Origin of the sequence: Microvirga terricola, assembly GCF_011777495.1 — a bacterium.
GTDB classification, from domain to species: domain Bacteria; phylum Pseudomonadota; class Alphaproteobacteria; order Rhizobiales; family Beijerinckiaceae; genus Microvirga; species Microvirga terricola.
The window spans coordinates 56,531-80,209 of record NZ_JAATJS010000007.1; the positions used below are offsets into that span (position 1 = coordinate 56,531).

The following is a 23,679-nucleotide window of genomic DNA, read 5'->3' on the forward strand; positions in this document are numbered from 1 at the left end:
GGCGACCTCAGGCAAAAATCACCCAGCCGTCTCTCATAGACACCTAGATTACAAAGGATGCATCACTCGGCCACGACCTCTTCATCGTATGCCATGATATCTTCCAGCTTACGGTGTTCTCGAATCCACTTTGAGCGAGCATCCGGATCTTTGGCAAACCGCTCTTCAATGGCCAAGGTCTCTCGATACTGGCGGGCTTCCGCAATCATCGTCCAGTGCACTTCCGTGTGTCCAAGCTGATACAGCTGCTGCCGAAGATCCGTCAGGGAGAGTTTGAAGAACTCCTTTCTCGAATTGACCTTGTTCACCTGAGCTTCAATGAATATCTTGTGAAGCTCGTTCTCGAGCCTGGGGGCATCCTCAGAGTAGATCATCGCGTGGACATCGAACTCGAACGGGACACTGGCATCGCCGAGCTCTTTGATTCTATCCAAGGGCTCAAGGCGCCTCGTCATTCCTATCTTGAAGATGTCCTCACCGAACGAGCCGATGTTGGAAATAACATAGATATGGCCTGACTTCGTTTGTTGCGCCATTGACAAAGCACGCTGGTTTCGTGCTTCGGCCTCTTGAAGCTTTGCTTCTAAGTCTCTGAGACGCTCCTCAAACACGGCACGCTGAGACTCGGAGGCTGCTTCGGCTTCCTTGCGTGCCTTCTCAAGGGCTTTGCGGATGACTTCCTCATCCCTCACAGCTTGCTTGATTGCCGCTTCGTACTCTCTCCGCGCCCTCTCCTCCTCTCGAATCCGTTCCTTGATGATGCGTTGCTCCTCACGCTCCTTTTCTTTGAGTTCCTTGATGACAGTTGCGAGGCGCAACTCTTCCAAGCGCATCTCAAGATAATTCGGCTCGATCCGAGCATCACGGAAGGCGCGCCCGTTGCGGTTTACGAGGACGAAGGCGTCCTCGATCTCTCGTTTCAAGACCCCGTAGTTATCGACTTTAACTCTGGTAACGATATCCTCGACCTTGCCATTAAACGCATCGGTGATGAAGTTTATAGCCGTGGTTCTACGAACATACTCGACGTAGTCACACGTGGCGGCCATGCCCTTCTCCGTGTATGACCGGATCCTAGTTCTAAGCTCCTTCAGTTCTCTACCCACTTGGGTATGGTCGTATTCTGCTGCGAGGTCATCGAGAAGGCTCCGCCCTGGGATGACATGCGCATTCCCATATCCTTTGATCTTTGCCTCCAGCGCCTCCACTTCCCGGCGCAGAGCCTCCGCACGGGTAAGAGCTTGCAAGACCTCAGCAGCCCTGCTCTCAGCTCCTGTGATGATAGCCTTAGCCTCTTCGCGAGCGCGTAAAGTGATCCCTTCAGCACTACTGCGAGCCGCCTCAATGATAATCTGCGACTCAAGCTGGCTCGTCGAGAGGATCGACTTCGCCTCTTGCTGTACGACCTCGGCGGAACGGACAAGCGCGTCGCTCTGATGTCGTGCGGCTTCAAGAAGGTGGGCTGCTTCTTCTCGCGCTTGCTGAAGACCGCTGTTTGCCTTTTCTCTAGCGCTTGCGATGAGTCGTTCGACTTCTGCTTCAGTATCCATGATATCAGCATACCGTGCGAGTTTCGCTTCCACAGCGATCCTGGCATCGATTTCAGCTTCAAGACGTTGCTTCAGGGTAGCCGTTTTCCTGTAAAGGACCCAACCCGCCGTTCCGGCAGCAGCTATTGAGAAGAGAGAAGTTCCAAGAAGTAGGTTGTCAAACATGGAGAGCCTTATGGAAGGGTTGGCCCAGAATGTTTGACCTCCACTAGGTTGTCACCTGAGGGACTAATTCAACCTGTGGATGACAGGGAATGGACCTTAGCATTGGTCGGAACCGAGTCGACCCAGCACCTCTTGCGGAATCGATAGTTTGAGTTGATGAACGCCCGCGGGTCAGATGTACAACGCGAGTGCCTTAACGTGGATCAGGGTGGTGGCGATCAGGCCAATCGGCCCGGCTTCGGGACGGTCCGATTGAGCCACCCCGAGCGCCATGCGAAGTGAGATGCGAGACCGCGTAGACGTTACTGACTTTGATGCATGGCAAGCTCCGCGCAGCGAAGGCCCGGGCTTGCCAACCGAGCCGCGTGGCGGCAATTTTAAGCTCAACAAGACGTTCAACGGGTGTAAGCCGGACTATTTTTCTCGTCGGGCAATAGGACAAGGGAAACTGCCATGATCATGGACGGTGGGAATGCCGGTGCTGGTGAGAGAGACGAGGCAGTTTTGCTCGGGCGTCGGGCGGGGCTTCTCACCCGCCGGTCGTTTCTGGTCGGCTCGGCCGCCGGTGTCGGCGCGCTGGGGCTGGCCGGTTGCGCATCCGACGGCATGAGCCTTGCTGAGGCGGCGAAGGTCTACGGGCCGGTGCCCGATGAGAAATTCCCGATCCCGGCGGTCGATGTCAGCAAGGTCGATCCGAAATATTATCGCCGAACCGTTCGCTACGACACCAAAGAGGCGCCCGGTACGATTATCGTCGATCCCGGCAATTACTATGTTTACCGCATCGAGGACGACGGAACCGCCACCCGCTATGGTGCCAATGTCGGCCGCGACGGGTTCCGATGGAGTGGTGACGCTTATGTCGGGCGCAAGGGCGAGTGGGCAACCTGGACCCCGCCCAAGGAGATGATCAAACGCCAGCCTGAGGCGGCCAAATGGGCCGGCGGCATGCCGGGCGGCCTCGACAATCCGCTCGGCGCCCGCACGCTTTATCTTTATCAGAACGGCGCCGACACGCTCTACACGATCTACGCCAGCCTCGACGCCGAATCGATCGGCAACGGCATCACGAGCGGCTGCGTCGGCCTCCTTACGCAGGACATGATGCACCTGTACGAAAGAACACCGGTCAAGACGAAGGTGATCGTCCTGCCGGCCTAGCAACGGCACCACCCCCGGTCGGGCACTGCCAGTGCGGGCAGTGCAAACAACAGGCTCGCTCTTGGAGACTGAGCGATTGTGCGGGTGGCGATCTCTGGAAGGTCGACGACGCGACCTTTATCGTCATGCAAGACTCCAGGTTGGCGGCGCCAGCATTCCAGATTGAAGAGGATGTTGTTGAGTCGGCAGGGATCTGGAGATGGGCGTTCGTGCTCTCTGCGTCGGCCAGCCTGCTTTCGGCGTCGGCTAAGCGGTGTTTCAGTTCGTCACTTCCCGGCCTGATCCATAGTGCATCTCAGCACGGTACATCGAGGAGTCCGGAATCTTTCCGGTTCAGACACTTACTAAGCGCTCGTTGGCCTTTGCTGCTGAATGCCGGAAAACCCTGAGATGCGAGGGACTCAACCTCAGAACCCTGCTCTACCCATATAGCTTCCCTGTTTAGCTAAACTCTTTCCCTGTTATCTTGCGCAGCTTTGACAGGACAAGCAGCTGATATTGTTATGGAATACCGCAACTAGACCTGGTTGAAGCCAGGCCGATTAAGCGAATTTCCCAGTATTTTCGCCGAAAACAGGGAACGCTACTGGAGACAGGTTCGCAGGTGACCGCTTCCACCGCCATTAGGCCCTTGATTTAAAAGGGCTTTTATCAGAGCACCTCAGCAGCCGAACAGATCGCTCCGCCACAACTCGTGCCGTACCGACGAGTAGACGATCCATTCGTAAACGCGGCTCTCGCTGGGAAGCGCAGGTGCGCCGCAAGGGCTACCCCTCCCTCACCGCGGCCGCATGTGGGTTCGCTTGGTAAGAAACAAGATCAGAACATGCCGAAACGGTAGCTGACAGGTAAATCGGATGGACGAGAGCAAGTCCCCATACGAACACACGGGGAAATAAGGTTCTCTACAGCCGGCGTGCCGGCACCGATACCAACCACGTCCTGGCACCGCAGCCCTCCTCGATCCCTTCAGTCTCGAGGCGCGTCCGGTCCAGACCGGGTCATATGTTCAGACACTGCGGTGCTGAGGTGAGCCAAGAGATCGACGGGTAAGGGGAACACGATGGTCGACGAGCGATCGCTGGCAATATCGTGAAGGGCCGAGAAATAGCGCAATTGCATCGCGAGCGGTTCCCGTGCGAGCGATTTGCCGGCTTCGACGAGTTTCTCCGCCGCCTGGTGCTCGCCCTCCGCGTTGATGACCTTCGCCCGCCGCAGGCGCTCCGCCTCGGCCTGCTTGGCGATGGCACGGATCATGCTCTCGTTGAGGTCGATGTCCTTGATTTCGATATTCGTCACCTTAATCCCCCAGGCGTCGGTTTGTAGGTCGAGGATCTGCTGGAGGTCCGCGTTGAGGCGGTCTCGCTCGGCGAGCATCTCGTCGAGTTCGTGCTTGCCGAGAACCGAGCGCAAGGTCGTCTGTGCGAGCTGGCTCGTCGCCGCCATGAAATCCGCCACCTTGATGATCGACCGCTCGGGATCGACGATGCGGAAATAGAGAACGGCGTTGACCTTCACCGAGACGTTGTCGCGGGAGATGACATCCTGCGGCGGCACATTGTGGACGACGACGCGCAGATCGACCCTCACCATCTGCTGCACAGCGGGAATGAGAATGATCAGGCCCGGGCCCTTCACGCCCGTAAAGCGGCCAAGCGTGAAGATGACGCCCCGCTCATATTCCCTCAACACGCGGATCGCGGCGCTCAGAAAAATCACGACGAGGAGAATGAGAACCAGATAGGTGAAATAGTCGAAGATCATGGCGATCCTCCTCCTCTTGCTGTCACCTCTGATCTGCTACGCACCACAAGTGTTAGCCCATCGACTCCCGTCACCTCGACACGATTGCCGGGCGCGAGCGCTTGCGCGGCCCGTGCCTGCCAGCGTTCTCCGAAGGCCAGCACATGGCCCTCCTCACCTGCCCAGTCGAGGACCTCCGCAGGCTGCCCGAGCATCGACGCAGCGCCCGTGCGGGCGGGTTGGTGCCGCATCCGCCAGACATAGCCGAGTGTCAGGGTGAACAAACCGACGCACAGCGCCGCCACGCTTCCGATCACGGTCCAGGACAGCCGGAATTCCGGCGCATCGGTGTCGATCAGCATCGTCGCCCCCAGAAGAAAGGCGATGAGGCCGCCAACGCCGAGCACCACGGTCGGCGTGAACGCTTCCGCGGTGAGGAATCCGATGCCGAGCAGCATGAGCGCGAGGCCGGTATAGTCGACCGGCAGCATGTTCAGGGCATAGAGACCCAAGACGAGGCTGATGCCGCCGACGACGCCGGGAGCAATCGCGCCCGGGCTGCTGAACTCGAAGACAAGGCCGTAGAGGCCGACAATCACTAGAATGAGGGCGATGTTGGGGTCGGTCACCACGGAGAGGAGACGGTTGAACCAGCCCGGCTCAAGCGTCTCGATCGAAAGATCGCCAGTAGCAAGCCGACGGCGCGCGCCTGCAATCTCGATCTCGCGCCCGTCGATGCGCGAGAGGAGATCAGCATCATCACGCGCGATGATGTCAATCACACCCTTGTCCAAAGCGGCCTGAGCCGAGAGGCTTGCCGCTTCCCGCACGGCCTGTTCGGCCCAATCGGCGTTGCGGCGGCGCAACTCGGCCAAGCTGCGGATGAAGGCGACCGCGTCATTCGTTACCTTCGCAGTCATAGCGTCTTTGCCCTTATCGCTGTCACCGCCCTTCTCGGTCGAGGGCATGGGCGGGGCACTGATCTGTACCGGAGTTGCCGCCCCCAGATTGGTGCCGGGAGCCATGGCCGCGATATGCGTCGCGTAGAGGATGTATGTGCCCGCACTCGCCGCGTGCGCGCCGGCTGGCGCAACGAAGCCAACGACGGGAACCGGCGAAGCCAAAACATCGGCGATGATCTCGCGCATGCTCGAGGCGAGCCCGCCGGGAGTATCGAGATGCAGGATGACGACCTCGGCCCGCTTTTGAGCGGCAAGAGCAAGGGATGTTTTGACGTACTTGGCTGTTGCAGGACCAATCGCACCGGTGACCGAGATCGAATCGGCGAGCTGCTTCGATCCGTCTCGGAGATCATCAGCCCGCGCGGTCACCCCCGCAGACGCCATCCCCATCAGGACAGCGGCTACAATCCGGATCAGTCGCCACAGGCTCACGCACGACTCTCCGTTAGTAACAGGATGCGAGCGCTTCCCGGTCAGTTATAGCGCCGAGTTGTTTCACAACCCGCCAAGCGGCGTTTTGTCACGAGGTTTGGATACCGATATTTCACACTCGCCTCGCGTCGAACACCGTGTCGCGCCACCCTACGGTTACGCTTCCAAGAACAAATCCGGAGTACCTCGCACGGTCAGTCCCGATTGCTCCATTGAACTCGCTGTCGTCGAGTGCTTTGATTCATTGACAGTCCGCCAGTGGAGCCGTCTCCAGAATGACTGTAGTCGTTGTGACAGGGGCCGGAGGCTTTGTCGGCTCCGCAGTATCGCGTCATCTTGCCGGAGAAGGCTATCGCGTGCGCGCGATCGTGCGAGCCTCGGCGCCACATCGGAACCTGATTGGGGTCGATTGCGAAAAAATTGCCGGTGATCTCCGCGACGCCACCGCCGTTGCGCGGGCGATGAAGGGGGCACAAGCGGTGTTCCATGTAGCTGCAGATTACAGACTCTGGGCGCGCGACCCGGACGAAATCCGCCGAAACAATATCACCATGACCGAGAACGTCATGCGTGCCGCCCTGGCCGAGGGGGTGGAACGCGTCATCTACACCTCCAGCGTCGCGACCATAACACCCCCCTCTAGTGCGCGACCGAGCGATGAAGCGAGTCGCCTCAATGAGAGCGAAGCGGTCGGCGCCTATAAGCGTAGCAAGATCGCCGCAGAGCGGCTTGTCGAACGAATGGTGCACGACGACAAGCTTCCAGCCGTCATCGTCAATCCTTCGACCCCTATCGGTCCTCGGGACATTCGCCCAACGCCAACCGGCCGAATTGTTGTCGAGGCTGCATCCGGACGAATGCCGGCCTTCGTCGATACCGGGCTTAACCTGGTTCACGTCGATGATGTAGCGCGCGGGCATCTAGTAGCCCTTAAGCGCGGCAACATCGGAGAGCGCTACATCTTGGGCGGCCAGAACGTGACGCTCAAGCGCATGCTCGCAGACATTGCGGCAATCGTTGGCCGGAATCCCCCTCGCCTGCAACTCCGGCCCGGCGTCGTGATGCCGCTTGCGTTTGCGGCGGAAGCGTGGGCACGCGCCACTGGACGGGAGCCTTTTGTCAGTCGGGACGCTCTGAGAATGTCTCGCCACAAAATGTTCTATTCGTCAGCCAAGGCAGAGCGAGAGCTCGACTATAGTGCGCGCCCCTATGGAGAGGCCTTAGTCGATGCCGTTTCCTGGTTTCAATTGGCGGGCTATCTGCGATGATCGTCATAGCGCTGATCACCGCCGTGGTCTGGATTTACCTGCTGACTGCACGGGGTGACTTCTGGCGCGCTCTTGATTTTGACACGTCGGTCATTGAGAGCCCCAACAATACCTGGCCAAGCGTGATAGCAGTTGTTCCGGCCCGCAATGAAGCGGGCGTCGTTGCGCACTCACTCCGGTCCATCCTCGTGCAGGATTACCGAGGCTCCTTCGGCGTCATCCTTGTCGACGACAACAGTGACGACGGCACCTCCGAAGTCGCTCAATGGGCGGCCATTGGAGTCAATCGTGAAGACTGCCTTTCCGTCATTCGAGGACGGCACTTACCGAAAGGATGGACCGGCAAGCTATGGGCCCTGAACCAGGGCGTCGAGGCCGCGAGCCAGACGGAGCCGACCTATTATTGGTTCAGCGACGCCGACATCGTCTATACACCTGATACCCTGAGGACGATGGTCTTACGCGCCGACAAGAATAACCTCTCGGCCGTGTCCCTGATGGCGCGATTACGGTGCCAGAGCTTCGCCGAGCGAATGCTGATCCCCGCGTTCATCTTCTTCTTTCAGATGCTCTACCCTTTTCGCTGGGTGAACCAGGCCGGGTCACGGACTGCTGCAGCAGCAGGCGGCTGCATCCTGGTTCGTCGAGCGGCTTTGGCGGACATCGGTGGTCTCATGGCAATCCGCGACGCTCTTATCGACGACTGCACGCTCGCGGCGCATCTCAAGCGGAACACCGGCAGGATCTGGATCGGCCTGACGCATCGGGCCGAAAGCATTCGGGCTTACGATCGTCTCAACGATATCCGCCGCATGGTGGCCCGCTCAGCCTACGCGCAGCTTCGCTACTCGCCCACGCTTCTGCTCTGTACGTTGGTCGGTATGGTGATTGTCTATGTCACACCGCCTGCAGTCGCCTTAGCTTCTACCCCTCCAGCTCGTTACGTTGCGATCTTCGCATGGACTGCCATGGCGCTTGCCTTCGTGCCGACCTTAAGATTCTACAAGGCATCCTGGCTGTGGAGTGCCCTCTTACCTGTCATCGCCCTTTGCTACGCAGCCTTTACCCTCGACTCAGCAGCGCAACATGTCGCCGGGCGCGGGGGGCTGTGGAAGGGACGGGTGCAAGCTCCGCGAGATGTGTAATGGACACCGCTTCTTCCGCCAGAACTCGCAAGAGCACGCGCGACGAAAACTTCCCCGTCGCATCGTGGTTGATTGCCTCCCAGTACCGAGCGCCCATCCTTGCATTTTACGAGTTCGTGCGGACGGCGGATGATGTCGCGGATCATCCCACGCTCCAACCTTTAGAAAAACTCCGCCTTCTGGACCAGCTGGAAGCAAGCCTGCTAGGGCATAACGACACCGAACCAGTCGCCTTGCCCCTGAGATCGATACTGCGCGAGCGCGGCCTCACCCCCAAGCATGCGCTCGACCTCCTCGACGCCTTCCGTCTAGACATACGCAAAGCGCGTTACAGCACCTGGGACGAGCTGATCGATTATTGTCGCCTCTCGGCCATGCCTGTCGGGCGCTACGTTCTTGATGTCCACGGTGAGAGCGAGGCCTCGTGGCCGGCCAATGATGCGCTATGCGCCGCACTGCAGATTATCAACCACCTTCAGGATTGCGGCGAAGATTTTCGCACGCTTGATCGCGTGTATCTGCCGTTGGACGCCATGCAAGCCGCTGGAGCCGACGTTGCCGATCTGAACGCCCACCGATCGTCTCCGGGGTTACGCCGTTGCCTAGCGGGTCTGGCAGCTCGAACCGAGAACTTTCTAGACCCCACCTCTTCGTTTGCTGGGGATATTCGCGACTGGCGCTTGTCCCTTGAGGTCTCCGTGATTCATCGCCTAGCGCTCAGACTCACGCAACTTCTCCAGCATCAGGATCCATTGAGCAGGCGCGTTCACATTGGAAGGACCAGCGCACTAGGCATCACAATTTCTGCGCTCGCTCGACGAATGAGCGCTCATTCAGATCGCCAAGGGGCGCATCAGGTGCGGATATGAGAGAAGCTCCTGTTGTCGCCGCAAGTCGCGCCAAGGGCAGCTCCTTTTATGCTGCAATGCGCATCCTGCCCCGTGATCAACGACAGGCGATGTATGCCATCTACAATATTTGCCGTGCTGTTGACGACATCGCCGACGAACAGTGCGCGCCGCAGCAACGGCTCCTTGAACTATCCAACTGGCGGCGCGATCTCGACGCTTTGTATACGGGCGGTCCGCCGGGCCGGTTCGCGACAGTTGCATCAACAGTTCGCCGGTTTGGCCTCAAGCAGACTGATTTCGTAGCGCTCCTAGACGGAATGACCATGGACGCAGAAAGAGATATGAGAGCGCCAGACATGGCGATGCTCGATCTCTATTGTGACCGCGTCGCAAGCGCCGTCGGTCGCCTTTCCAATCAGATCTTTGACATTCGCGGCAACGATGGCTTGCTCCTGGCCCACCATCTCGGCAGAGCCTTGCAGCTGACGAATATTCTGCGCGACCTCGACGAGGATGCCGATCTTGGACGGTTATATTTGCCCCGCGAGGCGCTGACCGAGGCGAGCATCGCCAGCTGCGTTCCGAATGAAGTGATTTCCCATCCCGCTATTGCCCGGGCGTGCCAACCCATAGTCGCACAGGCTCGCTGGCATTTTCGAGAGGCCAATGCGGCGTGGCGTCGCATTCCCCGTGCGAAAACGCGTGCGCCCCGGCTCATGGGCGCCGTTTATGCACGGCTCCTCGGCCAGTTGGAAGCGCGAGGCTTCCAGCCGCCGCGCAACCGAGTAAGGCTTGATCGTTTGACCTTGATCAGCCTGCTCATCCGGCATGGTCTATTCTGATGGCGCAACGAACCGTCCACGTCATCGGCGCCGGACTAGCCGGACTGTCTGCATCAACTGCGCTCGCCGAGAGAGGATGGTTCGTTCAGCTCTACGAGGCCGCCCCGCAGGCGGGGGGGCGTTGCCGCTCTTATGTCGATAAGACCATCGGCGCGACGATCGACAACGGTAACCATGTCATTCTCTCCGGCAATCATAGCGCGCTCGCCTATCTCGATCGCATCGGCGCACGAGACTCGCTCATAGAACCAGATCGCCCCGCCTTCGATTTCGTCGATCTGCGCAGCGACGAGAGATGGCATATTGAGTTGAATGAAGGCCGGATTCCATGGTGGATTTTCAATGAGGCCAAACGGGTTCCAGGAACCCGTCCGTTCGACTATTTGAAGCTTCTGGGCTTGCGTTTCAGCAACGACCGAACTCGGATCAGCGATATACTGGGGTGTCATGGAACGCTTTACGAGCGGCTTTGGGAGCCTTTGCTACTGGCTGCCTTGAACACCGAGCCACCGCTCGCCAGTGCCAGACTCGCCAACGCCGTCATCCGCCAAACTCTCGGGCGCGGAGGAAAGGCCTGCCGCCTGCTGGTTACCCGCGACGGTCTATCAGCAGCCTTCATCGATCCGGCCATCAGACTTCTGGAGCAGCGCGGCGCCGCGATACACTTCGGTTGTCGCCTTCGTTCCATATCGCTCAAGACTGATCGCGCAGATCGGCTCTTGTTTGGCGACCATTCCGTTCAGGTCACCCACGATGATCAAGTTGTTCTGGCCGTCTCTGGAACGGCTTTATCGCAGCTTCTGCCGGAGGTGGACACGCCGGTTGAGCATCGCGCAATCATCAACGGGCATTTCAAGATCGAACCCCCATCGGACCTCCCACCGATTCTCGGTGTCATCGGCGGCGATGTCGAGTGGATCTTTAGCTATCGTGACCGAATCTCGACGACGACAAGCAGCGCCGACCGCCTAATCGATATGCCACGCGACGTGCTTGCGCAGCGGCTTTGGAGCGACATTGAGAGAGCGCTCGGATTTAGCCAGACCATGCCGCCTTGGCAGGTTGTGAAAGAAAGGCGCGCGACGTTTGCCACTCTCCCGAGTGAGGAGATACGACGCCCGACCTCCCGAACGCGATGGGCCAACCTTGTCCTTGCAGGCGACTACACAGCAACTGGGCTACCGGCGACAATTGAGGGCGCCATCCGGTCCGGGGTTACCGCAGCCAATCTGTTGCAGCATTCTGCCGGCCGCCGTACGCGAGATTGGCGTCCTCATCGCAGGAAGGCCGGCAAAGCATGACCATCGTTATGAAAGCGGAGAGAACCAAGATAGCTCTGCGCGATCTCGACGCCGCCGTGCGCGCCGGTCGAGAGGCTCTACTGTCCCATCAGCGTCCGGACGGGCACTGGATCTTCGAACTGGAAGCCGATGTCACCATACCTGCCGAATACATTCTGTTACGCCATTATCGTGGAGAGCCGGATGATCTTGAACTCGAGTTCAAGATTGGCGCCTACCTTCGGCGGAAACAGAGCGATCACGGCGGATGGCCACTCTTCGCCGAAGGCCCGCTTGATGTAAGCGCCAGCGTCAAAGCCTACTTCGCTCTCAAGATGATAGGCGACAGCCCAGATCTTCCACACATGAAGCGCGCGAGAGATACGATCATCTCTCATGGCGGCGCAGCAAAATGCAATGTCTTCACCCGCATACTCCTCGCCCTCTATCAGATTGTGCCATGGCGAGCGGTTCCGGCGATGCCGGTCGAGGTCATGCTGCTGCCTCACTGGTTCCCGTTCCATCTCGACAAAATCTCCTATTGGGCGCGCACGGTGATCGTACCGCTCCTGATCCTTCAGGCACTGAAGCCGATGGCGAAAAACCCGCGCCGCATCGGTATCGAGGAGTTGTTTCGCGTGCCCCCTGCGCGGGTGCGAAAGTGGCCGAAGGGACCGCATCAACGGGCGCCATATTCCCAAATCTTCGGCGGCATTGACCGCGCGCTACGCGTCGCCGATCCAGTCTTTGGCGGCAGATCGCGCAAGCGAGCCATAACCGAGGCCGAGGCGTTCATCATTGAGAGGTTGAACGGCGAAGAAGGGCTCGGCGCCATTTTTCCGGCCATGGCGAACGCCGTCATGGCGCTTGATGCTCTTGGCTATGACCCCGATCATCCATCGTTGGTGACTGCACGGCGCGCCATCGAAAAGCTGCTGATGATTGGAGAGACGGAGGCGTATTGCCAACCATGCGTGTCACCTATTTGGGATACGGCGCTTGTTTGCCACACTTTGCTTGAAGCAAGCGGTGACATGCCGTCACCTAAGGCTCATCGCGGCCTTGCATGGCTCAAGTCGCGACAAATTCTCAGTATCAGAGGTGATTGGTCCAAGGCTCGACCCCATGCCCGGCCCGGTGGCTGGGCCTTTCAATATGCCAATGATCATTATCCGGATCTGGACGACACCGCCGTGGTCGTGATGGCGATGGATCGCGCCCAGAGAAACGCTGGAAGCAGTGATTTCGCCGTGGCGATTTCACGAGGGTGGGAATGGGTGGAGGGGCTGCAGAGTCGAAACGGCGGTTGGGCCGCTTTCGACGCGGACAACACCCACGAATACCTGAATCACATCCCCTTCTCGGATCACGGAGCGTTGCTCGACCCCCCCACAGCAGACGTCACCGGACGGTGCCTTTCAATGCTCGGCCAACTCGGCGGGACCGAAAAAGCGAACCAAGCCGTTGCGCGCGCGCGCGTCTACTTGCAGAGGGTACAGGAAAAGGATGGTAGCTGGTACGGACGCTGGGGGGTTAACTACATCTATGGCACATGGTCCGTCCTGTCTGGGCTCAACGCTGTCGGTGTCGATCACGCTGCGCCGGAAATCAGAAAGGCTATCGCATGGCTTCTGTCCATCCAGAATGAGGACGGCGGATGGGGCGAGAGGTGCGCAAGCTACAGGCTCGACTATGTAGGATATGAGCGAACCGCTAGCGCCGCATCTCAAACGGCATGGGCCTTGCTCGGCCTTATGGCCGGCGGGGAGGTTGACCATCCTGCCGTGGCAAAGGGCATACAATGGCTTCTCAGGCAACAGACCGCTAATGGCTTGTGGTTTGAGGAAAGTTATACCGGCACCGGTTTTCCTCGTGTCTTTTACCTACGCTATCATGGTTACGCGAAATTCTTTCCGCTCTGGGCCATCTCCCGCTACCGCAACTTGATGCGCAGCAATGACGTGCGGGTGCGTTGCGGCATGTGAGAGAAGGGACTGGCCGCATGCAAAGCTCCTTGCCATCGACAGTCCGTGTGATCGCCGTATGCGGCATGCAGTCAGAAGAGCGCATCGCGCGTGGCTCCTTTATCACGACGATCTGCGGAAGCGGGCATTCCACCTTGCTCGAGGCACGGCTGACATCGGCTCTCGCGACGGGGACCGTGGCCGGTTTGGTCAGCTTTGGAATTTCAGGAGGGCTGCATGCGGCGCTTGAGCCGGGGACTCTCGTCTTAGGTCGGCGGGTCGTCGGGCCGGATGGTCAGTGGGATGCGGATGCCGGTTGGTTGAACGCGCTTGGGCGGATCTGTCGTAATGCAATTTCAGCCGTCGTGGTCGGAAGTGACTTTCCCATCGGCAGCGCTGGCGCCAAGCGAGAGTTGCACGCATTGAGCGGAGCATCGATCGTCGACACGGAATCCCACATCGTGGCTCAGATAGCTTGCAGATACGCCCTCCCCTTCGCGGTTATCCGCACCGTCGCAGATTCTGCGAGTAGAGATCTTCCGCCTGTCGCGCTGGTTCCACTCAAGCGAGACGGGCGGCCCGACATGGCAGGCGTGCTCGTCTCGCTCGCCAGTATCCCAACCCAGCTTCCGGCTCTTGCCCGCGTCGCGCTCGATGCCCGTAGAGCATACGGCTCACTCAGCCGCATCCGTCGAGATCTCAGCATTGGATTTGCTTGTCCGTATCTCTTCTAGCTTTTGTTCAACGTGGCGCGAGAATACGTATTCGGCGGATCGCTGGCGATCGAGTGGAATCTCCGGCGCCATGGGGCCGTTTGTCCGGACCCCCTTCAGCGTGATGGCAAGAAGCTTCAAGGGATGCCTCACCGCGTCCTTCACCGCGGTCGCTTCGAATCCGCTATGGACCATGCAATCAGCACACTTCTCGTAATTCCCGGTGCCGTAAGTATCCCAGTCGGTGGTGTCCATGAGCTCGCGGAAGGTCTTGGCGTAACCTTCCCCCAGCAGGTAGCAAGGCTTCTGCCATCCAAACACGGTCCTCGTCGGGTTGCCCCACGGCGTGCAGTGATATGTCTGATTGCCGGCCAGGAAATCGAGGAAAAGGCCGGACTGGAAAAAGTTCCAGTTCCGGCCGTTGCGACCGCGCTTCAGAATTTCACGAAACAGCGTCTTGGTGGACCTGCGGTTCAGAAAGTGCTGCTGATCTGGCGCGCGCTCGTAGGCGTAGCCGGGGGATATCGTAATCCCATCGACACCCAGGGGCCTCATTGTGTCGAGGAAACGAGCCACCTTCTCGGGCTGCACGTCGTTGAACAGGGTGCAGTTGATGTTCACCCTGAAGCCTGCCGCTTTGGTGACCCGAATGGCCGAGACAGCCTTCTCATAAACCCCAGCCTGACACACCGACTTGTCGTGCATCGCCTCGTCGCCATCGAGGTGAACGGACCAGTTGAAATTCTTGTGCGGCTTGTATTGACCGAGTTTCTTTTCCAGCAACAGGGCATTGGTGCAGATTGTGACGAACTTGCCCCTCGCCAGAAGCCCTTCGACGATCTGGGACAACTCGCGATGTAACAAGGGCTCACCGCCTGCAACAACCACGACCGGGGCCGGGCATTCATCCGCGGCGCCGAGGCAGTCATCAACCGAGAGGCGCTGGTTCAGGATCGGCGCAGGATAGTCAATCTTGCCGCACCCCGCGCAGGCGAGGTTGCAGCGGAAAAGCGGCTCGAGCATTAAGACAAGCGGATAACGCTTCGTGCCTCTGATTTCATTTTTCAAAATGTAGACGCCGATTCGCGCCATCTGGTTGAAAGGAATGCCCACGAAGCGATCCTTAAGTGCTCAAAATGCTTTCGGCTGGTCCGTCACCCGCCGATAAGCTCGGCCGGAAGGCGGAATTGGATACGCTCCTCACGGCCGGACAGTGTGGAAACGTCGACCCGACCCCACTCCGCCAACCGGTCGATGACCCTTTCGATCAAGACTTCGGGAGCGGAAGCCCCTGCTGTGAGGCCGACGCTGCGCGCGTTCCTGACCCATTCCCGATCAATCTTGCTTTCGTCGGCAATCAGATAGCTCGGAACGCCGCATTCCTCGCCAATCTCTCTCAGCCGGTTCGAATTGGAACTGTTGTTGGATCCGACCACGAGGATCACATCCGCATCCTTGGCGAGTTCGCGAACAGCCCATTGCCGGTTCTGTGTCGCATAGCAGATATCGCGGATATCCGGACCGGCAACATCGCTAAAGCGATGTTTCAGCGCCGCAATGATCAAGCGCGTGTCATCGATGCTCAACGTCGTCTGCGTGACATAGGCGATCGGCGTATGGTCAGGAAGCGGTAGCGCCTCGACATCCTCGATCGCCTGGACGAGATGAACATCGCCCTCAACGCGACCCATTGTCCCTTCGACCTCCGGATGACCAGCGTGACCGATCAAGACAACCGTCCTGCCCTGAGCGTTGTATCGCCTAGCCTGGTTGTGCACCTTAGCGACCAACGGACACGTTGCATCCAGTACTGGAAGACCGCGATTGCGAGCCTCATCTTCAACCGACTGCGCCACGCCGTGGGCGCTGAAAATGGTAATCGCGCCAGCTGGAATGTCCCCCAGATGCTCCACAAAGCGAGCACCCTTCGCCTCAAGGCTTTTGACGACATGCCGATTGTGCACGATCTCATGGCGGACATAGACCGGAGGGCCGTACTTCTTAAGGGCAAGCTCAACAATTTCGATTGCCCGGATGACACCCGCGCAGAATCCACGAGGCGTGGCGAGAATGATCTTCATCGACAGGCCTATCTCCTAGATCGAGTTGAACCTAACAACCGCACGCCTCCGGTCCTACTCAGAATGCGAGATAATCCGGAATTTCCAGCTTTCTTGCGTCCTCAATTGAAGGCAGGCGTTACTCCTCTAAGCTCTGAAACAGCACCGCTTTCTCGATCGGCAAATGGAGATATGAAAGCGAGATGGTTGAGAACTTTGTTTTACGCGTCGTCCAGGCCTGCATCCGACACGCCCTGCTTACTTTGATTATTGCTCTGCTCGTTTGCGCCGTCGCCGCGAGCTACGCGGTCGCTCGCTTCGCGATTAACACCGACTCTAGCACGCTGATTTCTCCCGATGTCACATGGCGGCAACACGAGGCAGCCTTCAACGCTGCGTTCCCGAATTTAGCGTCGGGGGTCATCGTCGTGATCGACGCACAGACGCCGGATCAGGCGGATGCTGCGGCGACGGCGCTGGCGGCTCGGCTGGCTATTATGCCGAATACGATCCGCTCGGTTCGTCAGACCGGGAGTGGAGAGTTCTTTAGACGCAATGGCTTGCTCTACAAGCCCACGGACGAAGTGAAGCGCGTGACGTCCACCTTGATGCGCTCGCAGCCGTTTCTGCAGCCTCTTGCAGCTGAACCCAACCTTGAAGGCCTGGGGCATATGCTGTCTGGCCTCGGCATCGCTCTTTCAACAGGACAAATGCGTCCCGAGGCGCTTGATGCAGCGCCTTTGATATCGATGACCTCAACAATCAATTCTGTGTTGTCCGGCCATCCCACGCCCCTCGACTGGACGAGTTTGATCGGCAACGCCGACAAGCGCGGAACGCATCGTATCCTGCTCGTTCGTCCGATTCTGGACTTTGGAAGCCTTCAACCGGGGCGCCTTGCCTCCAACGCGATCAGGGCCGCAGCAAAAGATTTGCAGCTCCTGCCGGAAGCTGGGGTGCGTGTACGCCTGACAGGCGACGTGCCTATGGCCGATGATGAATTCGGCACGCTTGCGGAAGGCGCCGCCCTGAATGGAACACTCACGACCTTGGCTGTTCTCGCCATTTTGTGGTTAGCGTTGAAATCGGGCCGTATCATCTTCGCAGTCGTCATCAGCCTCGTCATCGGCCTTGCCGTCACAGCCGCTTTGGGGCTGCTGATGGTCGGTTCCTTCAATCTGATTTCAATTGCCTTCGCTGTTCTATTCGTAGGGCTCGGCGTAGACTTCGGCATCCAGTTCAGTGTGCGCTACCGCGAGGAGCGATACCTTGGGGACGATCTCATCACTGCTCTGGAACAAACCGCCCTGAAGGTGGGTCGCCCTTTGGCGTTGGCCGCTGTGGCTGTGGCTGCAGGTTTCTGCTCCTTCTTGCCGACATCCTATCGGGGGCTTTCGGAACTTGGGCTCATCGCCGGAACCGGAATGATTGTCGCCTTCATAACCAGCATCACGGTGTTACCTGCCCTCATTCGGAATTTGCGGCCATCGGGAGAAAGGGAACCTATCGGCTTTCTTTTTCTCGCCTCAGTTGATCGTTTCACGGCGATCCATCGATATCCGATCCTGTTCGGCACCCTCGCCGTCGTGGCCGCCGGCCTCCCCTTACTCTGGCATGTCCGTGTGGACTTCAATCCGATTCATCTGCGCAGCGCCTCTGTGGAGTCCGTGGCGACCTTCATCGACCTTGCACAGGATCCGGACAATAGCGCCGCGACCATTCACATTTTGCGCCCTACTCTGCAGGGTGCCGAGGAGACGGCCCAGAAGCTCGACAGTCTGCCTGAGGTAAGCAGAGCGCTGACGCTCGCCTCCTTCATCCCTGCCGATCAGGAAGAGAAGCTTGCGGCGATTGCACAAGCGAGAGCAGCCCTCGAGCCGATCTTCGCCACACGCTCCTCATCCGTTACCCGCCCCGACGGCGAGATCGTCACCTCACTTCGACAGGCCGCCGCCGCGCTCGGCGCACCGTCCGGCCACGACAAGACGCTTGCCGATCTCAGGACAGCGTTGACAGAACTTGCTGAGGCGCAGCCGGAGATGCGGGCCCGCGCTCAAGATGCCTTGTTCTCTTCCTTTCCGGCAATGCTGTCGCTGTTGAAGGACAGCCTCAGAGCAGGGCCCGTTACCGTGGCGGACCTTCCGGACGAACTCAAACGCGATTGGACGACATCGGACGGGCGATCCGCCGTCCAGGTTTTCGCTCGCGGCAATTCAAACGACAATGCTGTCTTGAGACGGTTCGCCGCCGCCGTCCGTGCAGTAGCGCCGGACGCAACCGGGTACCCCGTCACCATCCAGGAGGCGAGCGAGACTGTTGTAAGTGCTTTCTTAAGAGCAGGCGCCTTTGCGCTTGTCAGTATTACGATCCTGCTCTTCATCGTGTTGAAGCGTGTGACGGATGTCTTGCTGACCCTGATACCGCTGCTGCTCGCCGGCGTCGTGACGCTGGAACTCACAGTGCTCCTCGACATGCCGCTCAACTTCGCCAACATCATCGCGTTACCGCTGCTGCTCGGCGTCGGTGTAGCTTTCAAGGTCTATTATGTGATGGCTTGGCGCGCAGGCGAGAGCAATCTTTTGGCCTCAAGCCTCACCCGTGCAGTGCTTTTCAGCGCCGCGACGACCGCTGCTGCCTTCGGGAGCTTGTGGTTTTCCCACCATCCCGGCACATCAAGCATGGGCAAGTTACTTGCCCTCTCGCTTGTTTGCACACTCGCCGCGGCTGTTCTGTTCCAGCCTATCTTAATGGGACCACCGCGGGAGACGGACGACCCAAAATGATCGATTAAGATCACCGGAACCGTGAGGGCGCGCGAGAGCTTCGACTCAATGATAGCTGTCAAAGAGCCAAACGAAAGTCGCGTGCTGTTGGCTTTGTGCTGCGACGTACCAGCATGAGCTTCGGCCCGCTGAAGACTAACACCGGTTTGTCTTTAAGCGCTTTTCGCCGTCAATCGGCATCTTTCGGCCCGAAGATGTGGGTGACCTCCCCACGAAATGCCGGCCTATCGTTTTCTCACGCTCACGCGACCCGTTCCTTCGGCAATCATAACTGCCTGGTCCGTGCGGGGTGAGCAGTGCCGCATCGTCCATGCGGCACTGCTATGCGAAGCTTAGATAGCTTCCTTGAGATCCTTGGCCGCCCGGAAGGCGATCTTCTTCGAGGCCTTGATCTTCACCGGCTCGCCGGTCTGCGGGTTGCGGCCCATGCGGGCGGCGCGCTTACGCACCTGCAGAATGCCAAGGCCGCTCAGGCGGATCTTGTCGCCCTTCTTCAGGCTCTTGGTGATCATCTCGACGACCTGGGTCAGCATCTCGTTCGTCTGGCGCTTCGGCAGCTCGTGCAGCTCGGAGAGCGTCTCGGCGATGTTGCGCAGCGTCAGGATGGGGCTGGCCGCAGTGGCCTTCGTCGCCTTCTTCGCGGAAGTCTTCGCCGCAGCCTTCGAAGCTACAGCTTTCGCGGGCTTCGCCGCCTTCTTTGCCGTGCTCTTCGCAGCAGCCTTGCGAGCCGGGGCTTTCTTGGTCGCAGTCTTGGTTGCAGTCTTTGCCACTGGGAACTCCTCTCGATTGAGCCTAGGCATATGAGTAGTATTGCTCGAATGGCGCGGCAGAATAAAGCTCTAGATTACCAGAACTCTATTGTCCGCCCCGTTCTCCACCACGAAAACTTCGCCTTTCCCGGCCCGTCAATCGTTGAGATGAAAAACCTTGTGGACTTACGCCTACCCAATCAGGCGGTCGGCAAGACCTGAGCGTGAGCGGCAGCGCTCAGGCGCCTCAAATATTGGCCACCGCGCCGGGATCCGACGACCAGCCTCCACCGAGGGCTTGGTCAACTGAATGGTCGGAAAGAAGGCCGCCCGCGCGCTCTCGACATCGTAGTTCGCGGAAGCGAGCTGCATCTCGGCCTGGCGGATATCCGGCCGCCGAATCAGGAGATCGGATGGAAGGCCTGGGATCATGGCGCGCTGCGTCGCGACAAGGCTTTCCTGTTGCGAGACATCGAGCTGTGAGGCCGTGCCGGCATTGAATTGCTGCTGGATTGGGTCGGAGAGTATGCGTCGCCGAGGCGATGTTCTCCCTAGCGATGCGCAGGCTGTCCTGAGTCGCCAGAACCTGGAAATAGGTGTTGGCGCGGGGCTCGCGAGGGAACGAATGGTCGGGTTTTGTCTGGCCTTCAGGGTTCGCGCCTTACCGTGCGCGCTGCGCGGACGACCCGCCAAAATGTCGTGTGACGCAACGACACAGCCGCCGCACAAGTCCTCTTTGCGGCTACCCCTCGCCCCCTCACCTAACAGGTATCGGGTTTGTTGGATGGAGACGTGTCATGAAACGGATCCTGTTGGGGATCGGCACTGCCCTGATTGGGCTTAGCTTGGTCACCGGCACCGCGATCGCCCGTGGAGGCGGCGGCGGTGGGGGCGGCCACGGCGGAGGCGGCGGCTCCCACTCAGGGGGCGGCGGCTTCGGAGGGGGTAGCTTCGGCGGCGGTTTTGGCGGTGGCGGCTTTGGCGGCCATGGCGGAATGGGGCCGGGAACAACCGGAAGCCTTTCGCCCGGCGGCGGCGGACGTGGTGGGTTCGAGGGGGGGCGCCATGGTGGGCATTTTGGTGTCGACCGCTTCGGCAGAGCCTTCATAAGAGGAACCGACGGCGGCAACCAGTGCTATAGCGTGTCGCCTTACTACTATTATTATTACGGTTACCCCTACTATTACGACGTCTATCCGTGCTGAGGCCACGCTTCGCGCCTTGTCGAGTGACGAGGCCGCTAATCGTTGCGAGGTCGTTGGAGGGTGCTCACGGCTCGAGGGCCGTCAGCACCTTGTTGAACTGCTCGCTCGCCCAATCGATCTGATCTTCGTTGATCACGAGCGGCGGCGCGATGCGGATCGTGTTGACGTGCGTGTCTTTGACGAGAATGCCGCGCTCCCGCAAGGCCTCGCAGTAACGCCGTGCACCGCCGGCTTCGGGATGCAGTTCGACCGCAAGCATGAGCCCGCGTCCGCGCACCTCGCGCACCGCGTTGCTGCGGATGCTTTCGATCTGTGCCTTGAAACGCGCGCCCTGACGCTCGGAATTCTCGATCATGCCTTCGTCGACCAGCACCTTCATCGCCGCGCGGGCGATTGCGCAGGCGAGCGGGTTGCCGCCAAAGGTGCTGCCATGCTGGCCGGGCTTGAGAACACCTAAAACATCGGTGTTGGAGAGAACCGCCGAGACCGGGTAGTAGCCGCCGGAAAGGGCTTTGCCGATGAGCGTCACATCGGCCTCAATGCCTTCATGCTCCTCCGCCAGAAGCTTCCCGGTTCGGCCGAGGCCGGTCTGGATTTCGTCGAGGATTAACGTGATGCCGTGACGGGTGCAGAGTTCACGGACCTTGGCGAAGTACCCTTTCGGCGGAATGATGACCCCGGCCTCGCCCTGGATCGGCTCGACCAGAAACGCCACAGTGTGAGGCGTGATCGCAGCCTCGAAAGCAGCAGCGTCTCCGAAGGGGACGACCTTGAAGCCGGGTGCGAATGGCCCAAACCCGCCGCGTGCAGTCTCATCGGTGCTGAAGCCGATAATGCCGAGCGTGCGGCCGTGAAAGTTTTCACTGCAAACGATGATCTCGGCCTGGCCCACGGGCACGCCCTTGACCTCATAGCCCCATTTCCGCACGGCCTTGATGGCGGTTTCGACCGCTTCCGCACCGCTGTTCATCGGCAGAACCTTGTGCGAGCGGGTGAGAGCAGCGATTTCTTCATAGAACAGCGCGAGCTGATCATTGCGGAAGGCGCGCGATGTGAGCGTCAGCTTCTGCGCCTGCTCAATCATCGCAGCCATGATCTTGGGGTGGCAATGCCCCTGATTCACCGCCGAATAGGCGGACAAACAATCGAGATAGCGATTGCCGTCAACATCCCACACCCACACCCCCTCGCCGCGGGAGAGCATGACGTCCAGAGGCTTGTAGTTGTGCGCGCCAAGCCGGTTTTCGGTTTCGATCAGGGTGTCTGTGATGGACAGCATCGGTTGCTCGCTGAAAAGGTTCCGGATTAAATCCGTTCGATGATCTGGCGCCCAAAAAGGCTGCCGATGAGGTCGACGAGGACGCAGGCGCTCTTCCCGCGCTCATCGAGGAATGGGTTGAGTTCGACCACGTCCAGCGATCGAACGAGGCCGGAATCGTAGAGCATCTCCATGATGAGATGCGCCTCGCGATAGGTCGCTCCTCCGGGCACAGGCGTTCCCGCCCCAGGTGCGATGGAAGGGTCGAGAAAGTCGACATCGAGGCTGACATGCAGATGTCCGTCTCGCGCACCGACTTCCTCGATGATCTTTCGCATCAGAACCGATGCGCCGAACTCATCGAGGTGGCGCATGTCGAACACATTGACGCCGCGCTCCCGCAGCAACGCGCGCTCGTCGCGGTCGACCGAGCGAAGGCCGAAGATATAGAGGTTCTGGGGCGGCAGCGGTTCGAACGAGTCATGCTCGAAAAAGCCGTGGAATCCATCTTCGCCACAGAGAAAGGCGGTCGACATGCCGTGCATGTTGCCGGAGGGCGAGGTCTCCGGCGTGTTGAAATCGGCATGGGCATCGAGCCAGAGCACGAAAAACTCCCGCTTGTGTCGCGCGCAATGGCGCATGGCGCCGTGGACCGATCCCATCGAGAGGCTGTGGTCCCCACCAAGGAAGATCGGGAAATAGCCGCCGCTCAAAAGGTCGTAGGAGTGATCGCTGAGGCAGCGTGCCCAGGCCGAGATTTCATCGAAATGACGTGCGTTGCGGCCGGCGCCGTTGCCTTCTGAAAAGACCGGAACCGCAAGATCGCCCCGATCCTCGATGTGCAGATCGAGTTCCTTGAGGCCGGCAACCAGCCCGGCGGTCCGCAGCGCGGCCGGTCCCATCAGCGTGCCGCGGCGTCCCGCGCCCACTTCGACGGGGGCGCCGAGAACAGCGAGGCGGGGCTTTTCGGCGTTCTGGGACGCAAGGTGAGGCATCGGCATTTATTCCCTTCTTCAAGCAGCATTATCCGATGCCGCAGGTGGCAGCTTGAAGAGGGAGAAGCGATAAATCTGGATAGAGGATGGACCAATATGGTAAGCTTCGCCTTCCAAAATGGTCAAAGGCGATGGACGAACTGGATCAAAAACTGCTGGCGCTTCTCCGCGCCGATGCGCGACAGCCGGTCTCGAGCCTGGCGGCGACGCTGAAGGTCTCCCGCGCCACCGTGCGGACGCGGACCGAGCGGATGGTGGAAAACGGCACCATTCAGGGCTTTACCGTCACGCTGGGCTCCAGCGCGCGGCCCAACAACATTCGCGCGGTGACGATGATCGAGGTCGAAGGCCAGGGCGCGGATAAGGTCATCAAGCGGTTGCACGGCTTTCCCGAAGTCTCGCGCATCAACACCACCAATGGGCGCTGGGACATCGTGGCCGAAATCGAAGTCGCGACGCTTGAGGAGTTCGATCAGGTGCTGCGGCGGATTCGTGAGATCAGCGGCATCTCGTCGACGGAGACGAGCATTCTGCTGTCGAGACGCAAGTAGCG

The 23,679-nt window shown here is 59.5% G+C and carries 19 protein-coding genes and 1 pseudogene; 11 read left to right on the forward strand and 9 right to left on the reverse strand.

The window, feature by feature from the left end; translation table 11 throughout:
- Positions 1-62: 62 nt before the first annotated feature.
- The gene (locus HB375_RS16670) at positions 63-1,715 is read right to left on the reverse strand and encodes an SNIPE associated domain-containing protein (protein ID WP_167674144.1); all 1,653 of its coding nucleotides are present in this window, start codon (positions 1,713-1,715) and stop codon (positions 63-65) included.
- 453 nt (positions 1,716-2,168) lie between these two features.
- On the opposite strand from HB375_RS16670, the gene HB375_RS16675 reads away from it, so the two are divergent.
- The gene (locus tag HB375_RS16675) at positions 2,169-2,876 is read left to right on the forward strand and encodes a L,D-transpeptidase family protein (protein WP_167674145.1); all 708 of its coding nucleotides are present in this window, start codon (positions 2,169-2,171) and stop codon (positions 2,874-2,876) included.
- Between the two features lie 969 nt (positions 2,877-3,845).
- Here HB375_RS16675 and HB375_RS16680 read toward each other — a convergent pair.
- Together HB375_RS16680 and HB375_RS16685 are read right to left on the reverse strand one after the other, a co-directional pair.
- A complete protein-coding gene (locus HB375_RS16680; protein WP_167674146.1) occupies positions 3,846-4,640 on the reverse strand; it encodes a slipin family protein in 795 nt (264 codons plus the stop codon).
- Complete coding sequence (locus tag HB375_RS16685; protein ID WP_167674248.1) at positions 4,637-5,971, reverse strand: NfeD family protein; 1,335 nt, start codon at positions 5,969-5,971, stop codon at positions 4,637-4,639. Before HB375_RS16685 ends, HB375_RS16680 begins: the two co-directional genes overlap by 4 nt.
- A gap of 317 nt (positions 5,972-6,288) precedes the next feature.
- Here HB375_RS16685 and hpnA point away from each other — a divergent pair, with 317 nt between their 5' ends.
- The 7 genes from hpnA to HB375_RS18610 all read left to right on the forward strand — a co-directional run bounded on the left by hpnA (position 6,289) and on the right by HB375_RS18610 (position 14,097).
- Positions 6,289-7,281 carry a hopanoid-associated sugar epimerase gene (gene hpnA / locus HB375_RS16690; protein WP_167674147.1) on the forward strand — a complete coding sequence of 331 codons (993 nt, stop codon included), beginning with the start codon at positions 6,289-6,291 and terminating at the stop codon, positions 7,279-7,281.
- Positions 7,278-8,426: a glycosyltransferase gene (locus tag HB375_RS16695; protein WP_167674148.1), complete on the forward strand. Its 1,149-nt coding sequence runs from the start codon at positions 7,278-7,280 to the stop codon at positions 8,424-8,426. Before hpnA ends, HB375_RS16695 begins: the two co-directional genes overlap by 4 nt.
- On the forward strand, positions 8,426-9,295 hold the full coding sequence (hpnC, locus tag HB375_RS16700) for a squalene synthase HpnC (RefSeq protein ID WP_167674149.1): 870 nt from the start codon (positions 8,426-8,428) through the stop codon (positions 9,293-9,295). The genes HB375_RS16695 and hpnC overlap by 1 nt, the downstream gene beginning before the upstream one ends.
- On the forward strand, positions 9,292-10,119 hold the full coding sequence (gene hpnD / locus HB375_RS16705; RefSeq protein ID WP_167674150.1) for a presqualene diphosphate synthase HpnD: 828 nt from the start codon (positions 9,292-9,294) through the stop codon (positions 10,117-10,119). Before hpnC ends, hpnD begins: the two co-directional genes overlap by 4 nt.
- Entirely contained in the window at positions 10,119-11,420 is a 1,302-nt protein-coding gene (hpnE, locus tag HB375_RS16710; RefSeq protein ID WP_167674151.1) for a hydroxysqualene dehydroxylase HpnE, read from the forward strand. The genes hpnD and hpnE overlap by 1 nt, the downstream gene beginning before the upstream one ends.
- Positions 11,417-13,384: a squalene--hopene cyclase gene (gene shc / locus HB375_RS16715; RefSeq protein ID WP_167674152.1), complete on the forward strand. Its 1,968-nt coding sequence runs from the start codon at positions 11,417-11,419 to the stop codon at positions 13,382-13,384. Before hpnE ends, shc begins: the two co-directional genes overlap by 4 nt.
- Positions 13,385-13,449: 65 nt before the next feature.
- Positions 13,450-14,097 carry a phosphorylase family protein gene (locus HB375_RS18610; protein WP_425515193.1) on the forward strand — a complete coding sequence of 216 codons (648 nt, stop codon included), beginning with the start codon at positions 13,450-13,452 and terminating at the stop codon, positions 14,095-14,097.
- On the opposite strand, the gene hpnH is transcribed toward HB375_RS18610, so the two are convergent.
- Both hpnH and ispH read right to left on the reverse strand, forming a co-directional pair.
- Positions 14,038-15,189 (reverse strand): adenosyl-hopene transferase HpnH, encoded by a 1,152-nt coding sequence (gene hpnH / locus HB375_RS16725; RefSeq protein WP_167674154.1) that lies wholly within the window; start codon positions 15,187-15,189, stop codon positions 14,038-14,040. The genes HB375_RS18610 and hpnH overlap by 60 nt on opposite strands.
- Positions 15,190-15,230: 41 nt before the next feature.
- Positions 15,231-16,157, reverse strand: coding sequence for a 4-hydroxy-3-methylbut-2-enyl diphosphate reductase (gene ispH / locus HB375_RS16730; protein WP_167674155.1), 927 nt, complete (start codon positions 16,155-16,157; stop codon positions 15,231-15,233).
- 182 nt (positions 16,158-16,339) lie between these two features.
- Between ispH and hpnN the strand changes: the two genes are divergently transcribed.
- Entirely contained in the window at positions 16,340-18,919 is a 2,580-nt protein-coding gene (gene hpnN, locus HB375_RS16735; RefSeq protein WP_167674156.1) for a hopanoid transporter HpnN, read from the forward strand.
- A 332-nt stretch (positions 18,920-19,251) separates the two neighbouring features.
- On the opposite strand, the gene HB375_RS17970 is transcribed toward hpnN, so the two are convergent.
- Together HB375_RS17970 and HB375_RS18440 are read right to left on the reverse strand one after the other, a co-directional pair.
- Entirely contained in the window at positions 19,252-19,689 is a 438-nt protein-coding gene (locus HB375_RS17970; protein ID WP_167674157.1) for an HU family DNA-binding protein, read from the reverse strand.
- Between the two features lie 279 nt (positions 19,690-19,968).
- Positions 19,969-20,272, reverse strand: a pseudogene (locus HB375_RS18440) (TolC family protein); the annotation flags it as partial.
- A 193-nt stretch (positions 20,273-20,465) separates the two neighbouring features.
- On the opposite strand from HB375_RS18440, the gene HB375_RS18445 reads away from it, so the two are divergent.
- Entirely contained in the window at positions 20,466-20,873 is a 408-nt protein-coding gene (locus HB375_RS18445) for an RNA-binding protein (protein WP_167674094.1), read from the forward strand.
- Between the two features lie 64 nt (positions 20,874-20,937).
- On the opposite strand, the gene rocD is transcribed toward HB375_RS18445, so the two are convergent.
- Together rocD and rocF are read right to left on the reverse strand one after the other, a co-directional pair.
- Positions 20,938-22,152: an ornithine--oxo-acid transaminase gene (gene rocD / locus HB375_RS16755; RefSeq protein WP_167674158.1), complete on the reverse strand. Its 1,215-nt coding sequence runs from the start codon at positions 22,150-22,152 to the stop codon at positions 20,938-20,940.
- Between the two features lie 26 nt (positions 22,153-22,178).
- Positions 22,179-23,132, reverse strand: a complete 954-nt coding sequence (rocF, locus tag HB375_RS16760) for an arginase (RefSeq protein WP_167674159.1) — start codon at positions 23,130-23,132, stop codon at positions 22,179-22,181.
- Between the two features lie 125 nt (positions 23,133-23,257).
- Here rocF and HB375_RS16765 point away from each other — a divergent pair, with 125 nt between their 5' ends.
- The gene (locus tag HB375_RS16765) at positions 23,258-23,677 is read left to right on the forward strand and encodes an Lrp/AsnC family transcriptional regulator (RefSeq protein ID WP_167674160.1); all 420 of its coding nucleotides are present in this window, start codon (positions 23,258-23,260) and stop codon (positions 23,675-23,677) included.
- Positions 23,678-23,679 lie beyond the last annotated feature (2 nt).